At 58.9% G+C, this 14,280-nt stretch carries 11 protein-coding genes; all 11 read right to left on the bottom strand.

The features are described 5' to 3' along the window. Positions 1 to 68 precede the first annotated feature (68 nt). Positions 69 to 1,292 (bottom strand): multifunctional CCA addition/repair protein, encoded by a 1,224-nt coding sequence (locus tag J2Y90_RS03225; RefSeq protein ID WP_253496404.1) that lies wholly within the window; start codon positions 1,290 to 1,292, stop codon positions 69 to 71. A gap of 62 nt (positions 1,293 to 1,354) precedes the next feature. Then, on the bottom strand, positions 1,355 to 2,917 hold the full coding sequence (locus tag J2Y90_RS03220) for a SpoVR family protein (protein WP_253496400.1): 1,563 nt from the start codon (positions 2,915 to 2,917) through the stop codon (positions 1,355 to 1,357). Continuing rightward, on the bottom strand, positions 2,914 to 4,185 hold the full coding sequence (locus J2Y90_RS03215; protein WP_039757709.1) for a YeaH/YhbH family protein: 1,272 nt from the start codon (positions 4,183 to 4,185) through the stop codon (positions 2,914 to 2,916). The genes J2Y90_RS03220 and J2Y90_RS03215 overlap by 4 nt, the downstream gene beginning before the upstream one ends. A gap of 119 nt (positions 4,186 to 4,304) precedes the next feature. After that, positions 4,305 to 6,227, bottom strand: coding sequence for a PrkA family serine protein kinase (locus J2Y90_RS03210; RefSeq protein ID WP_039757710.1), 1,923 nt, complete (start codon positions 6,225 to 6,227; stop codon positions 4,305 to 4,307). A gap of 296 nt (positions 6,228 to 6,523) precedes the next feature. Further along, a complete protein-coding gene (gene glpE / locus J2Y90_RS03205) occupies positions 6,524 to 6,853 on the bottom strand; it encodes a thiosulfate sulfurtransferase GlpE (RefSeq protein WP_016772893.1) in 330 nt (109 codons plus the stop codon). Between the two features lie 33 nt (positions 6,854 to 6,886). Beyond that, positions 6,887 to 7,768 carry a symmetrical bis(5'-nucleosyl)-tetraphosphatase gene (locus J2Y90_RS03200; protein ID WP_253496397.1) on the bottom strand — a complete coding sequence of 294 codons (882 nt, stop codon included), beginning with the start codon at positions 7,766 to 7,768 and terminating at the stop codon, positions 6,887 to 6,889. Next, complete coding sequence (apaG, locus tag J2Y90_RS03195; protein WP_253496394.1) at positions 7,768 to 8,148, bottom strand: Co2+/Mg2+ efflux protein ApaG; 381 nt, start codon at positions 8,146 to 8,148, stop codon at positions 7,768 to 7,770. Before apaG ends, J2Y90_RS03200 begins: the two co-directional genes overlap by 1 nt. Before the next feature lie 112 nt (positions 8,149 to 8,260). Beyond that, complete coding sequence (gene rsmA, locus J2Y90_RS03190; RefSeq protein ID WP_253496391.1) at positions 8,261 to 9,079, bottom strand: 16S rRNA (adenine(1518)-N(6)/adenine(1519)-N(6))-dimethyltransferase RsmA; 819 nt, start codon at positions 9,077 to 9,079, stop codon at positions 8,261 to 8,263. Next, complete coding sequence (pdxA, locus tag J2Y90_RS03185; RefSeq protein WP_253496388.1) at positions 9,076 to 10,065, bottom strand: 4-hydroxythreonine-4-phosphate dehydrogenase PdxA; 990 nt, start codon at positions 10,063 to 10,065, stop codon at positions 9,076 to 9,078. Before pdxA ends, rsmA begins: the two co-directional genes overlap by 4 nt. Then, positions 10,062 to 11,384, bottom strand: coding sequence for a peptidylprolyl isomerase SurA (gene surA, locus J2Y90_RS03180; protein ID WP_253496385.1), 1,323 nt, complete (start codon positions 11,382 to 11,384; stop codon positions 10,062 to 10,064). The genes pdxA and surA overlap by 4 nt, the downstream gene beginning before the upstream one ends. After that, the gene (locus J2Y90_RS03175) at positions 11,359 to 14,160 is read right to left on the bottom strand and encodes an LPS-assembly protein LptD (protein WP_253496382.1); all 2,802 of its coding nucleotides are present in this window, start codon (positions 14,158 to 14,160) and stop codon (positions 11,359 to 11,361) included. The genes surA and J2Y90_RS03175 overlap by 26 nt, the downstream gene beginning before the upstream one ends. Positions 14,161 to 14,280: the final 120 nt, after the last annotated feature.

Raw genomic sequence — 14,280 nt, 5'->3', positions numbered from 1 at the left:
CAGCTCCTACAGGGAAACGCTAATTCCTCTGTAGGAGCCGCCGAAGGCTGCGATCTTTTGATCTTGCTTCAGGCGTTGTCTTTGTAGGTCTTCAACGCGTTGAGCCGCTCACGCTTCAGCGCTTCGCCCAGCTGAGGGCCCTTGAAGCCCTTTTCCAGCAATGGCTGCACCGCCACTTCTCGCGCGGCTTTCGCCGCTCCGCGCAAATAATCCGCCTGTGGATAACTGCGTTGCTCCAGGCCTTTGCGGCCACGGGCGTCCATTTCGCACGCGGCGATAAATTCCTCGAAGCGCTGCGGCCGGCGATAGACATCGAAACTCTGCAGCAACTCCAGCAACGTCGAAGCTTTCAACTCCAGCGCCCGATGCCCATGAGTGTGATACTGGCCGACCAGCAGCGCCAGTTCCTGACAATCCCTGGGGGCTTTGAAGCGTTCGTTGACCGCTTTGATCAGCTTCAGCCCTGTGTGCTCATGAGCAATGTGTCGGGGCCATTCCTCTTCCGGCGTCAGGCCCTTGCCCAAGTCGTGCAGAAGGCAAGCCCAACGCACCGTCAGCGGCTGCTTGTGCAGGGCTGATTGCTCCAGCACGCTCAAGGTGTGCAGGCCTGTGTCGATTTCCGGGTGATGAGTGTGCGGCTGTGGAACGCCGAACAGGGCGTCCACTTCCGGCATCAGCACCTTGAGTGCGCCAGAGTCGCGCAACACCTGGATGAATACCTGCGGGTGGTTTTCCATCAGCGCCCGAGAAATTTCCTTCCAGCTGCGTTCGGCAGTCAGTGCCTGCAGTTCGCCGGACTCGCTGAGCTGATGCATCAGGTCCATTGTCTCGTCCGCGACCGTGAAGCCCAGTCCGGCATAGCGCGCAGCAAAACGGGCAACGCGCAGCACACGCAGAGGATCTTCGGCGAACGCCGGGGAAACGTGGCGCAGAATACGCGCTTCAAGATCGCGCTGCCCGTGATACGGGTCGGTCAGGTTGAGCTGATCGTCCTCGGCCATGGCATTGATGGTCAGGTCGCGGCGAATCAGGTCTTCTTCCAGCGTGACTTCGGGACTTGCATGGAAAGTGAAGCCGCCGTAGCCGCGCCCGCTTTTGCGCTCGGTGCGGGCGAGGGCGTATTCCTCGCCGGTCTTCGGGTGCAGAAACACCGGAAAATCTGCGCCAACCGGGCGGAATCCCTTGGCGAGCATTTCTTCAGTGGTCGCGCCGACCACGACCCGGTCGACATCAGTGACCGGCAATCCCAACAGGCGATCACGTACCGCGCCGCCAACCTTGTAAACCTGCATAAAAAACCTCCGTTAGCCTGACAGGATAACCCTTGCGTCAGGCTTGCGGAGGCAGAACCGAATCAAAGATGAATCACGGCCAGGTCGAGCCGGCCGTAATCACCTTCGCTGTGCTCGCTGCGCGGCGGCACATGATGGGTTTTCATGATCTGGTCGCCTTGCAGGGTTTCCAGATGAATATCAAAGCCCCACAACCGATGCAGGTGCTTTAGCACTTCATCGGTGGAATCGCCCAATGGCTTGCGGTCGTGCTGCTGATGCCGCAGGGTCAGCGAGCGATCACCGCGTCGATCAATGCTGTAGATCTGCACGTTCGGCTCACGATTGCCGAGGTTGTACTGCGCCGCAAGGGTCTCGCGAATGATACGGTACCCGCCCTCGTCATGAATGGCTGGTACCAGCAGGTCGTCCTTAAGATCGTCATCGAGAATACTGAACAGCTTCAGATCGCGGATCACTTTCGGTGACAGGTACTGCAGAATGAAGCTCTCGTCCTTGAAACTGCTCATGGCGAATTTGATGGTCGACAGCCAGTCGGAACCGGCGATGTCGGGAAACCAGCGGCGATCCTCCTCGGTAGGCTCTTCACACATGCGGCGGATATCGCGGTACATGGCGAACCCCAGCGCGTAGGGATTGATGCCGCTGTAATACGGGCTGTCGAAGCCGGGCTGGAACACCACGCTGGTATGCGACGTCAGGAACTCCATCATGAAGCCGTCAGTGACCAGACCTTCGTCATACAGGTCATTCATCAATGTGTAATGCCAGAACGTCGCCCAGCCTTCGTTCATGACCTGGGTCTGGCGCTGTGGATAGAAATACTGGGCGATCTTGCGCACGATGCGCACGATCTCGCGCTGCCACGGCTCCAGCAAAGGTGCATGCTTTTCGATGAAGTACAGAATATTTTCCTGCGGCTCGGCCGGGAAGCGGGCGTTGTCCTTGTCGCTGTATTTGTCCGCACCCTTGGGGATGGTGCGCCACAGATCATTGATCTGCTTCTGCATGTGCTCTTCGCGATCCTTTTGGCGCCGGCGCTCTTCCTCGGCGGAAATCGGATACGGACGCTTGTAGCGGTCGACACCGTAATTCATCAGCGCGTGGCAGGAGTCGAGCAGGTCTTCCACGGCATCGATGCCGTGGCGTTCCTCGCACTGCATGATGTACTGCTTGGCGAATACCAGGTAATCGATGATCGAACTGGCATCGGTCCAGGTGCGAAACAGGTAGTTGCCCTTGAAAAAACTGTTGTGGCCATAGCAGGCATGAGCCACCACCAGCGCCTGCATGCAGATGGTGTTCTCTTCCATCAGATAGGCGATGCACGGATCGGAGTTGATCACGATCTCGTAGGCCAGGCCCATCTGCCCGCGGCTGTAGGATTTCTCGGTGCTGAGGAAGTGTTTGCCGTAGGACCAGTGGTGATAGCCCAGCGGCATGCCCACTGAGGCATAAGCATCCATCATCTGCTCGGCGGTGATCACTTCGATCTGGTTGGGATAGGTGTCCAGCGCATAGCGGGCCGCAATCCGGGCGATTTCGCGGTCATAGGTCTGGATCAGCTCGAATGTCCATTCAGAGCCGGTGGAAATGGGTTGGCGCTTCTGCTCTTTGGCGGTCATGTCACTAACCTGCGCTGGAAGAGTTCACGGAAGACCGGATAGATATCTCCGGCCGAGACCAGTTGCTGTTGGGCAAAAGTATCGGAGAAGGCTTCGGCAATGCGTTCGTACTCGTACCACAGGGCCTGATGTTCACGCGGAGTGATCTCCACGTAAGTGTAGTACTGCACAAACGGCATGATCTGGTTGATCAGGATGTCGCGGCAGATCGGCGAGTCGTCGTTCCAGTTATCGCCGTCGGAGGCTTGAGCGGCATAGATGTTCCACTCATTGCTTGGATAGCGCTCGGCCATGATTTCCTGCATGAGCTTCAAGGCGCTGGAAACGATGGTGCCGCCGGTTTCCCGTGAATAGAAAAACTCCTCTTCGTCCACTTCCCGGGCACTGGTGTGGTGACGGATGAACACCACATCGATCTTGTCGTAGTTACGTTTGAGGAACAGATATAGCAGGATGAAAAAGCGCTTGGCGATGTCCTTGGTCGCCTGCGTCATCGAACCGGAAACGTCCATCAGGCAGAACATCACCGCTTTCGAGCTGGGGTTCGGTTGCTTGACCAGCAGGTTGTATTTCAAGTCGAAGGTATCGAGAAACGGCACGCGGTGGATTCGTGCGCTGAGTTTCTCTATTTCGGCTTCCAGTTCCTGAATATCGCCGAAGTTGTCCGGTTCTTCTCGCTTGAGCCGTGCCAGCTCTTCCTTGGCCTCGCGCAATTTCGCGCGGCTGCTGCCAGACAGGGCAATGCGGCGCGCGTGGGCCGAACGCAATGTGCGGATGATATTGATCCGCGACGGATTGCCTTCGTTGCTGATCCCGGCGCGTACGGTTTTGAACGTGTCGGTGCCGGTCAGGTTGCGTTTGACCAGGTTCGGCAGTTCGAGGTCCTCGAACATGAATTCGAGAAATTCTTCCTGGGTAATCTGGAAGACGAACTCGTCCATGCCTTCGCCGGAATTGCCCGCCTTGCCCGGACCGCGGCCACCTCCGCCTCCCGGTGGGCGCGCGATGTGTTCACCGGCCGTGAATTCCTTGTTGCCAGGATGCACCACTGTCTGCTTGCCGCCGCGGCCATGGTGAAGCACCGGCTCGTCAATGTCGCGACCGGGGATGCTGATCTGTTCGCCGTGCTCCATGTCGGTGATGGAACGCCGGCTGACTGCCTCTTCGACAGCCTTCTTGATGTGGTCACGGTAACGCCGCAGAAAACGCTGACGGTTCACCGTACTTTTGTTCTTGCCATTGAGGCGTCGGTCGATCACATAGCTCATAAGGCCCCTCCGGGGAGCTTCAAGTTTCGAGCTGCAAGCTGCAAGTAGAAGCGAATGCCCGTGTTTGCGGGTTCACGCACTTTGTACTTGCAGCTTGTGGCTTATAGCTTGCAGCTGCCTCACTGCGACTTGCGGACCCGCAGGTACCATTCGGACAGAAGCCGTACCTGTTTATCGGTGTAGCCACGTTCAACCATTCGCGTAACGAAGTCGTTGTGTTTCTGCTGATCCTCCTTGCTGGCCTTGGCGTTGAAGCTGATGACGGGCAGCAGGTCTTCGGTGTTGGAGAACATTTTCTTCTCGATGACCACCCGCAGTTTTTCGTAGCTGAGCCAGGTCGGGTTCTTGCCGTTGTTGTTGGCCCGGGCGCGCAGGACGAAGTTGACGATCTCGTTGCGGAAATCCTTCGGATTGCTGATGCCGGCAGGTTTTTCGATTTTTTCCAGTTCTTCGTTCAGCGCCACGCGATTGAGGATCTCGCCGGTTTCGGGGTCGCGATACTCCTGATCCTGAATCCAGAAGTCCGCGTACAGCACGTAGCGATCGAAGATGTTCTGGCCGTACTCGCTGTAGGACTCCAGGTATGCGGTCTGGATTTCCTTGCCAATGAACTCGATGTAGCGCGGCGCCAGGTATTCCTTCAGGTACCGCAGATAACGTTCGCGGGTCTCGGCCTGGAACTGTTCCTGTTCGATCTGCTGTTCCAGCACGTAGAGCAGGTGCACCGGGTTGGCAGCAATTTCGTGTGGATCGAAGTTGAACACCTTGGACAGGATCTTGAAGGCGAAGCGGGTCGACAGGCCATTCATGCCTTCGTCGACGCCGGCCGAATCGCGGTACTCCTGAATCGACTTGGCCTTCGGATCGGTGTCCTTGAGGTTTTCGCCATCGTAGACGCGCATTTTCGAATAGATGTTGGAGTTCTCCGGCTCCTTGAGTCGCGACAGCACGGTGAACTGCGCGAGCATCTTCAAGGTGTCCGGTGCGCAGTGCGCCTTGGACAGGGAGCTGTTGAAGAGCAGTTTGTCGTAGATCTTCACTTCATCGCTGACGCGCAGGCAGTACGGCACCTTGACGATGTAGATACGGTCGATGAACGCCTCGTTGTTCTTGTTGTTACGGAAGGTATGCCACTCCGATTCGTTGGAGTGAGCCAGCAGGATGCCGGTGAACGGAATCGCGCCGAGGCCTTCGGTACTGTTGTAGTTGCCTTCCTGAGTAGCCGTCAGCAATGGGTGCAGCACCTTGATCGGTGCCTTGAACATTTCGACGAATTCCATCAGGCCCTGGTTGGCCCGGCACAGCGCACCGGAGTAACTATAGGCGTCGGCGTCGTTCTGCGGGAATTCTTCAAGTTTGCGGATATCGACCTTGCCGACCAGCGCCGAAATGTCCTGGTTGTTCTCGTCACCGGGTTCGGTCTTGGCCACAGCGATCTGATTGAGGATCGACGGATAGAGCTTGACCACGCGGAACTGACTGATATCGCCGCCGAATTCGGCCAGGCGCTTGGTCGCCCAAGGCGACATGATGGTGTTCAGATAGCGCCGTGGAATGCCGAAATCCTCCTCGAGGATCGCGCCATCTTCAGTGGCGTTGAACAGACCCAGAGGTGATTCGAAGACCGGCGAACCCTTGATGGCGTAAAAGGGCACTTTTTCCATCAGTTGTTTCAGCTTCTCGGCCAGGGACGATTTACCGCCACCGACAGGACCGAGCAGATAGAGGATCTGTTTCTTCTCTTCCAGGCCTTGGGCGGCGTGGCGGAAATACGAGACGATCTGGTCGATGCATTCTTCCATCCCATGGAAGTCTTCAAAGGCCGGATAGCGGCGGATCACCTTGTTGGAGAAGATGCGCGACAGCCTCGAATTGGTCGAAGTGTCGAGCAGTTCCGGTTCGCCGATGGCCATCAATAGACGCTCGGCGGCGGAAACGTAGGCGCTACGGTCTTTCTTGCACAGCTCCAGGTACTCTTGCAGCGAGAGTTCTTCCTGGCGTGTGGACTCGAAGCGTTGTTGGAAGTGGCTAAAGATACTCATGACGTCACCTCGCTCGATACGTGGAGCCGACGCCGGATCACTCAGTCGATGCTGGCAGCAGTCGCTGTGGCAGCTGCTGTTTACCCCCCAGAATTCTTCCACGGTCGACAAACCGCGAAAGCTACTCCCGATGACCCGCGCGCCGGTGTACCGGCTCTCCCCTGATTTGGATGGCCTGCGCTTAAGGATAGTTGGGAATTCGAGAGGTAAAGGCGAGATACGTAATTAGTTGTGGCAGACCGTTCGTCTGCCGCGCGCAGGCCCACGGAAGCCGGGGCCTGCGCCGCGTAAAAAAATTATTCGGCGGTGCCTTGCGCGGTTTCCGACGGATAAGTCGTACGCCACAACTCGAAGCCGCCGTCCATGCTGTAAACGTCAGAGAAGCCCTGACTGACCAGATAGGCGGCTGCGCCCTGGCTGGAATTGCCGTGGTAGCAGACCACGACGGTCGGTGCATCGAGGTCGGCGCCTTGGATGAAAGCGTGCAGCGAATGGTTATCGAGATGCTTCGAACCGCTGATATGCAGCGCGGCGAAGGTCGCCGGATCGCGCACGTCGACCACAACGGCGCCTTGTTCACGCAGGGCCTGGGCCTGTTCCGGGGGGATTCGTTTGAATTCGCTCATGGCGGGTTCCTGTAGCTCAACTGAAAGTGCAGTCTAACGCGGTGCGCCGACTGGCGAAGATTCGGAGATAAGTGGCGCGACCGAGGACGCAAGCCCGCCGTGTTCATCGCATTTGCATGCCAGGCGTTCGCCGCTGTCGACGTTCATCAGTGTCAGGCTGCCGCCCCATACGCATCCGGTGTCCAGCGCGGAAATGCCCGGCTCGTGAATATTGCCCTCAAGCGCTGCCCAGTGGCCAAAAATGATGCGCAGGCCTTTGGTTTTACGCTCCTTGTGCTGAAACCACGGCTTGTAGCCGGGCGGGGCGCTGTCGAGGCCTTCCTTGCTCTTGAGGTCAAGCTTGCCTTCGGCGGTGCAGAAGCGCATGCGCGTGAAGTAATTGGTGATCACCCGCAGGCGATCGATGCCTTTGAGGTCGCTGTCCCATTTCGCCGGCTCGTTCCCGTACATGCCGTCGAGGTAGGCGGGGAACACATTGTCGTCGCGCAGTGCGGTCTCGACTTCGGCGGCGCACTTCAGGGCACGGCGCAGCGACCATTGCGGCGGGATGCCTGCGTGGACCATGGCGACATCGCGCATTTCGTCGTAATGCATCAGCTTCTGCTGGCGCAGCCACTCCATCAGCTGCGGGCCATCCGGTGCCTCGATGATTTCGCGCAGTGTGTCGCTTTTCTTCAAGCGCTCGATCTTCTTCGCGGCGGCCAGCAGATGCAGATCGTGATTGCCGAGCACACAGACCAGCGACTCACGCATTTCGTAGAGAAAGCGCAGGGTTTCCAGCGACTGCGGACCACGATTGACCAGGTCGCCGACCAGCCACAGCCGATCGAGCGCTGGATCGAACGCGACTTGCTTGAGCAGGCACTTGAGCGGTTCGAGGCAGCCCTGCAGGTCACCGACGGCGTACGTCGTCATCAGTGCAGGGCCCCGGGCACGGCGAGGCGAAACGGTTTGATGATCGCATCGAAACGTTCGCCGTCGTCGGCGAGCATTTGATAAGTGCCCTGCATGGTGCCGACCTTGGTCGTCATCACGGTGCCGCTGGTGTATGTGTGGCTATCACCAGGGGCGATCAACGGCTTCTGCCCGACGACCCCTTCACCGCGCACTTCTTCGACATGGCCATTGCCATCGGTAATCACCCAATGCCGAGAGAGAAGCTTGGCCGCAATCTCACCGTTGTTCTGTACGGTGATGGTGTAGGCGAAGGCGAAACGGTCGTGTTCGGGTTGCGATTGGTCTGCCAGATAGTGGGTGACGACGCTGACATCGACCTGATAACGGGAATCGGACATGCAAGAAGGCCTTATGAAGCGAAACGCGGGGCGTAGCTGATGGGGAATCAGTCTAGGCAAGTATCGGGCAGTAAACCAGAGTGGTGTGCTGCCCGATAGCGTTCATCGCCGGTCAGTCGGCTGCAGGGGCGGCCGGGACCTGGATGGCGAGCTGGTCGGCCAGGCGCACGAATGCGGCCAGATCCAGTTGCTCCGGACGCAGGCTGCCATCGACGCCAGCGGCTTCGATTTCAGCGTTGCTGAGCAATTGCTTGAGGGTATTGCGCAGGGTTTTGCGGCGCTGATTGAAGGCTTCGCGAACAACCCGCTCAAGCAGGCGATGGTCCTTGGCCGGGTGCGGCAGTACCGCGTGGGGCACCAGACGAACGATCGCCGAGTCGACTTTCGGCGGCGGATTGAACGCGCCCGGGCCGACGTTGAACAGATGTTCCACGCGGCAATGGTACTGAACCATGATCGACAGACGACCCCAGTCACCGCCACCCGGGCCTGCGGCCAGACGCTCGACCACTTCTTTCTGCAGCATGAAGTGCATGTCGCGGATGATGCCGGCGTTGTTCAGCAGGTGAAAAATCAGCGGCGTGGAGATGTTGTACGGCAGATTGCCGACCACCCGCAGGCTGTTCGGTGCGGCGTTCAGCGTGTTGAAGTCAAATTTCAGCGCATCGCCCTGATGCAGGTTGAAATTGCTCATGCCGGCGAATTTCTGGTTGAGGATCGGGATCAGATCCTTGTCCAGTTCCACCACGTCGAGTTGCGCGCCCGAGCCAAGCAAACCCTGGGTCAGGGCGCCCTGGCCGGGGCCGATTTCCAGCAGGCGATCATCAGGCTTGGCGTGGATGGAGCGCAGGATGCGGTCGATAACGCCGGCATCGTGCAGGAAGTTCTGGCCAAAGCGCTTGCGCGCCTTGTGTTGGTATTGCTCGTTCATAAACGGGTCTCGGCCATCTGGTAGGCGGTTTCCAGCGCGACTTGCAGGCTACCGGTGTCGATCCTGCCGCTGCCGGCCAGATCCAGGGCGGTGCCATGGTCGACCGACGTGCGAATGATCGGCAGGCCCAGTGTCACGTTGACGGCCGCGCCGAAGCCTTTGTACTTGAGCACGGGCAAGCCCTGGTCGTGGTACATCGCCAGCACTGCATCGCAGTGCTCCAGATATTTGGGGGTAAACAGAGTGTCGGCAGGCAGCGGGCCACGAAGGTCCATGCCCTCACTGCGCAGGCGCTCTAATGTCGGTTCGATGATGTCGATTTCTTCATGGCCCAGGTGGCCGCCTTCACCGGCGTGCGGGTTGAGGCCGCAAACCAGAATGCGTGGCCGGGCGATGCCGAATTTTTCTTGCAGATCGGCGTGCAGGATTCGCGTGACGCGCTCCAGCCGCTCTGGTGTGATCGCGTCGGCGATCTCGCGCAGTGGCAGGTGAGTGGTGACCAGCGCCACGCGCAAACCGCGAGTCGCAAGCATCATCACCACTTGCGCGGTGTGCGTCAGGTCGGCGAGGAATTCGGTGTGTCCGGAGAAGGCGATACCTGATTCGTTGATCACGCCTTTATGCACCGGCGCAGTGATCATCCCGGCGAAGTCGCCGTTCAGGCAGCCACGGCCGGCACGGGTCAAAGTTTCGAGGACAAACGCCGCGTTGGCCTTGTCCAGTTGCCCTGCAACTACCGGTGCGCTGAGTGGTGTGTCCCAGACATACAGACTGCCGGTCGGCGCCGGAAAATCAGGCCACTGCCCCGGCGCGACATCCAGCAAGTTGACGGCCAGCCCCAGCTGCACGGCCCGCTCAAGGAGCAGGTCGCGGCTGGTGATGGCAATCAGGGGGTGTGGCTGGGCTTGCGAGGCGAGCAGCAGGCACAGGTCGGGACCGATGCCGGCCGGTTCGCCGGGTGTCAGCGCGAAACGCTTGGGTTTCACTGCGCTGCCTGGTCTGCACCAGGGAGTTTGATCTCTACGTAGGCTTCGTCACGGATCTGACGCAGCCAGGTTTGCAGCTCTTCGTCGTATTTGCGGTTACGCAGTACGGTCATGGCTTGCTGCTCACGGGCCTGTTCGGTGCTGTCAGTGGCGCGGCGGCCAAGAACTTCCAGCACGTGCCAGCCGTATTGGGTCTGGAACGGTTTGGACAGCTGACCTTGTGGAGTCGAAGCCATCACTTCGCGGAATTCCGGCACGAGTACGTTCGGGTCGATCCAGTTCAGGTCGCCGCCATTGAGAGCGGAACCAGGATCTTCCGAGTAGTTTTTTGCCAGCTCGGCAAAGTCTTCGCCGGCGGTGATGCGGTCATACAACGATTGCACCAGCGCCTTGGTCTTGGCCTCGTCGCGGATCGGGCTTGGCTTGACCAGGATGTGACGCACATGCACTTCGTCGCGCATCTGCGCTTCGCCGCCACGTTTGCCCAGCAGCTTCAGAATGATGAAGCCGCCCGGGGTGCGTGCAGGTTGGGTGATGTCGCCGACGGCCATGCTGCTCAGTTCACGATCGAACGGCGGTGGCAGTTGCGCGGCTTTACGCCAGCCCATGTCGCCGCCTTCCAGCGCGTTATCGCTGCCGGACCTGGCAACAGCCATCTGGCCGAAGTCGGCGCCTTGCTTGAGCTGCTGGTAAACCTCCATCGCCTGGCGCGCGGCGCTCTGAATGGCGTCAGAGTTGGCGCTTTCCGGGGTCGGAATCAGGATGTTGGCCAGGTGCAGTTCTTCGGACAGCTGCATCTTGCCGAGGTCGGAAGCGAGAAAGTTTTTCACTTCCTGCTCGGACACCTGGATACGCTCTGCCACCCGGCGCTGACGCACACGGCTGATGATCATTTCGCGCTTGATCTGATCACGAGCGTCGTCATAGTTCAGGCCATCACGAGCCAGCGCAGCACGGAACTGGTCAACCGTCATGTTGTTGCGCTGGGCAATGGTGCCGACAGCCTGGTTGAGTTCTTCGTCAGTGATGCGGATGCCGGAACGTTCGCCGATCTGCAATTGCAGGTTTTCAACGATCAGGCGCTCAAGCACCTGTTGATCCAGCACGCCCGGAGGCGGCAAGCCGCCGCCACGCTTGGCGATGGTCTGCTGAACTTCATGAACGCGCTGGTCCAGTTGGCTCTGCATGACCACGTCGTTGTCGACGATCGCCACGACTTTATCGATGGACTGTACGGCGGCGTTAGCCGCCGTACCCAGGAACAACGCGCCCAGCAGCACCGGGCGCAGACAATCAGAAAGCTTGGTCTTCACGTTCACGATAACCTTGAATGCCTTTGTCGAGGAAGCTCTCTACTTTGGCGCCAGTCAGGCCGCCGAGTCCCTTCAGAACAATTTGGAGGAAGACGCCATGGTCGCCTTTTTCGTTTTGCGGAGCTTCCTGGCTGAACTCGTCATAGGAAACCCAGTAACGGTTGATCAGGCGCAGTTTCCAGCAGCAGTTGTCGTATTCGAAACCACCGAAAGCTTCCAGCGTGCGATTGCGGTTGTAGTCGTACTGCCAGCGGCTGATGGCATTCCACTGCGGAACGATCGGCCAGATGACCGAGAAGTCATGCTGCTGGATCTTGTAGTAGTCCTTCACGTAGCCAGGCTGACCCGGGGTGCCGTAGTCGCCGCCGCCCACCTGCCATTTACCGGTGTTCTGGTCATAACGAACCTGGTCGTTACGATAGCGATAACCGACGTTGACCACCTTGTTCGGGTTGTCTTCAGGCTGATAGTGGAACATCGCACTGCCGGAGCGTGGGCTGCGGCTGTCAGGGTCCCAGTTGTAATCGGCGGTGGTGCGCCAATCGCGGTTCCAGCGGTATTCGTATTCCAGCGCGTAAGGCGAGACGTTGGATTTCGCGTCGTCACGATCGTTGAAAGCGATACCTGGCAATTGAACCTTGCGATCCTTGAAGTACAGAGCCTGGCCGACGCTGATGCGCTGACGCTCGAAACCGTTGTCTTCAATCCAGCGACTCGTTACGCCCAGCGACAGTTTGTTCTCGTCACCGACACGGTCGGAGCCGGAGAAGCGGTTGTCGCGGAACAGCGAGGCGTAGTTGAAGGTGTATTCACTGGTGTCGAAGACTGGAATGTCTTCCTGATCCTTCTCCGGCACGTAGAGGTAGAAGAGGCGTGGTTCCAGGGTCTGACGATAGTTCTTGCCGAAATACGAGGTGTTGCGGTCGAAGTACAGGCCACCATCGATGCTGGCGATCGGTACGCCACGGTTCTGGTTGCTGTCGAACTCGCCGTTGAGCTTTCTCTGTTCTGCGGTCATCGCATCGATCTGCGATTTGCCGGTGTTGTCCAGATCAAGCTGATACTGCGTGTACTGGTACTTCAGCGACGGCTTGAGGAAGCCATACGTCCAGTTCATCGGCAGGCTGACGCCAGGCTTCAGATTCAAACGGTCGCCGTTGGCGCGAGCCAGGCCCTGAATGTTGTTATCCAGGCGCGACTCGGTAGTGAAGCCGTCTTCCTGTACAAACGTGCCGCTGCGCAGATCACGGTCGAAACGCACCAGCTCGGTCTCGTAATCGAAATTCAGACCCTCAGGGTGGTACGGCAGCTGACCATTGAAGGTGATCTGCGGCAAACGACCATACGGCGTGATGTTCGAGACGGTAGCCAGTTGGTATTGCTGCGCGTTCAGGCGCGCGGTGTAGCTGTCGCCACGATACGTGACCGAGCCCTGCTGATTGACGAAATCGTCGCTCTTGACGCCGATCTGGTCGGTTTGCAGGTCCTGGAAGTAATAAGGGTCGCTGATCTTGGTGTAGTCAACCTGGGTCAGCACGCGGGAGTCGAGACCGCCCTTGTGCTGCCAGTTGTACATGTAGCGAGTCTCGTTGTAGTCGGACTGACGCTTGCGATCATCGTTCTCGTCGTTGAGGTACGAGGCACCAAACTGACCTTCACTCGACTTGGTCAGGTAACGGAACTCACCCTCCACCAACATGCCGCGCTTGCTCATGTAGCGCGGGTACAACGTGGCGTCATAGTTCGGCGCCAGGTTGAAGTAGTAAGGGGTGACCAGCATGAAGCCGGTATCGCTGCCCGAACCGATGGTCGGCGGCAGGAAGCCTGACTGGCGACGGTCGTCGATCGGGAAGTAGATGTACGGCGTGTACAGGATCGGAATGTCTTTGACGCGCAAGGTCACGTTGGTCGCGGTACCGAAACCGGTCGCCGGATTCAAGGTGATGTTGTTGCCCTTGAGCTGCCACGCGTTGCTGTTCGGTTCGCACGTGGTGTACGTGCCGTCCTTCAAGCGGATGATCGCGTTTTCGGCACGCTTGGCGTACAGCGCGTTACCGCGGATTCGCGATTTGTGCATCACGTATTCGGCGTTGTCGACCTTGGCTTCACCAGTGTCGAGCTGCACATCGGCGTGGTCGCCGACGATCAGCGCACCGTTATCGCGGATACGCACGTTACCAGCCAGTTCACCACGGCTCTCGGCCTGATACAGATTGGCCTCGTCGGCTTCGACCTGCATGCTGCCCTGACGCATGATCACGTCACCGGCAAGGCTGGCGACCTGGGTGTCCTGCTCATAACGCGACGCTTTGGCACCGATGAAGGTCGGCGCGTCACTTTTATTCGTCTTGTCATTCATGCCAGGACGAATCGGTTCGATATAGGAACCAGAGCAGTAAGGACCGGTCTCGGCCAATTGGGCGGCGGTGAGCTTCTCGCGCGGAACCCAGTCGAGGTGACTGTAGTCTTCGCTACGGGATTTCAGGCCGCGGCCCTTGGCTTCGGTGACCAGTGCGGTTTTCGCGCCAGTGTCGGCGTCGGAACCCTTGTCGGCCACAGGCTCGCCGGCGGCGCTGACGGCACTGCCGTCGTGCACCGGGCGCGGCGGCAATGCCGCGGCGGGCGACTTGGGCGCACAGTCCCAGCCACCCGTAGCCGAGACGGAGCAGTCATACTGCTCGGCGGCAACAACGAATTGACTGGCCAGAGGTTGCATAGCCAGCAGACTGCCGGTTACCAACAACGGAAATTTTTTACGAAACGCGGGGGATTTCAATGCCATCTTATTAGTCCGGGCTTCCTGCGTGCCATCTGCCCGCGGTGTGGGCCGCACGCCTCTCGATGGTCTGAAAAAGATGCTGGATAATAAAGCATGACCCGCTTGACGGCTAGCGCCGTCGGA

It is taken from the genome of Pseudomonas koreensis, from assembly GCF_024169245.1.
GTDB lineage: Bacteria > Pseudomonadota > Gammaproteobacteria > Pseudomonadales > Pseudomonadaceae > Aquipseudomonas > Aquipseudomonas koreensis_F.
The sequence above is the reverse complement of the archived record's forward strand: the minus strand, read 5'-3'. Positions and strand labels throughout refer to the sequence as shown.

Bases quoted from the DNA above. Each gene is read 5' to 3' on its own strand.
- J2Y90_RS03175 (WP_253496382.1), bottom strand. From the start codon at position 14,160: ATGGCATTGAAATCCCCCGCGTTTCGTAAAAAATTTCCGTTGTTGGTA.
- apaG (WP_253496394.1), bottom strand. From the start codon at position 8,148: ATGTCCGATTCCCGTTATCAGGTCGATGTCAGCGTCGTCACCCACTAT.
- J2Y90_RS03225 (WP_253496404.1), bottom strand. From the start codon at position 1,292: ATGCAGGTTTACAAGGTTGGCGGCGCGGTACGTGATCGCCTGTTGGGA.
- J2Y90_RS03215 (WP_039757709.1), bottom strand. From the start codon at position 4,185: ATGAGCTATGTGATCGACCGACGCCTCAATGGCAAGAACAAAAGTACG.
- J2Y90_RS03200 (WP_253496397.1), bottom strand. From the start codon at position 7,768: ATGACGACGTACGCCGTCGGTGACCTGCAGGGCTGCCTCGAACCGCTC.
- rsmA (WP_253496391.1), bottom strand. From the start codon at position 9,079: ATGAACGAGCAATACCAACACAAGGCGCGCAAGCGCTTTGGCCAGAAC.
- J2Y90_RS03220 (WP_253496400.1), bottom strand. From the start codon at position 2,917: ATGACCGCCAAAGAGCAGAAGCGCCAACCCATTTCCACCGGCTCTGAA.
- J2Y90_RS03210 (WP_039757710.1), bottom strand. From the start codon at position 6,227: ATGAGTATCTTTAGCCACTTCCAACAACGCTTCGAGTCCACACGCCAG.
- glpE (WP_016772893.1), bottom strand. From the start codon at position 6,853: ATGAGCGAATTCAAACGAATCCCCCCGGAACAGGCCCAGGCCCTGCGT.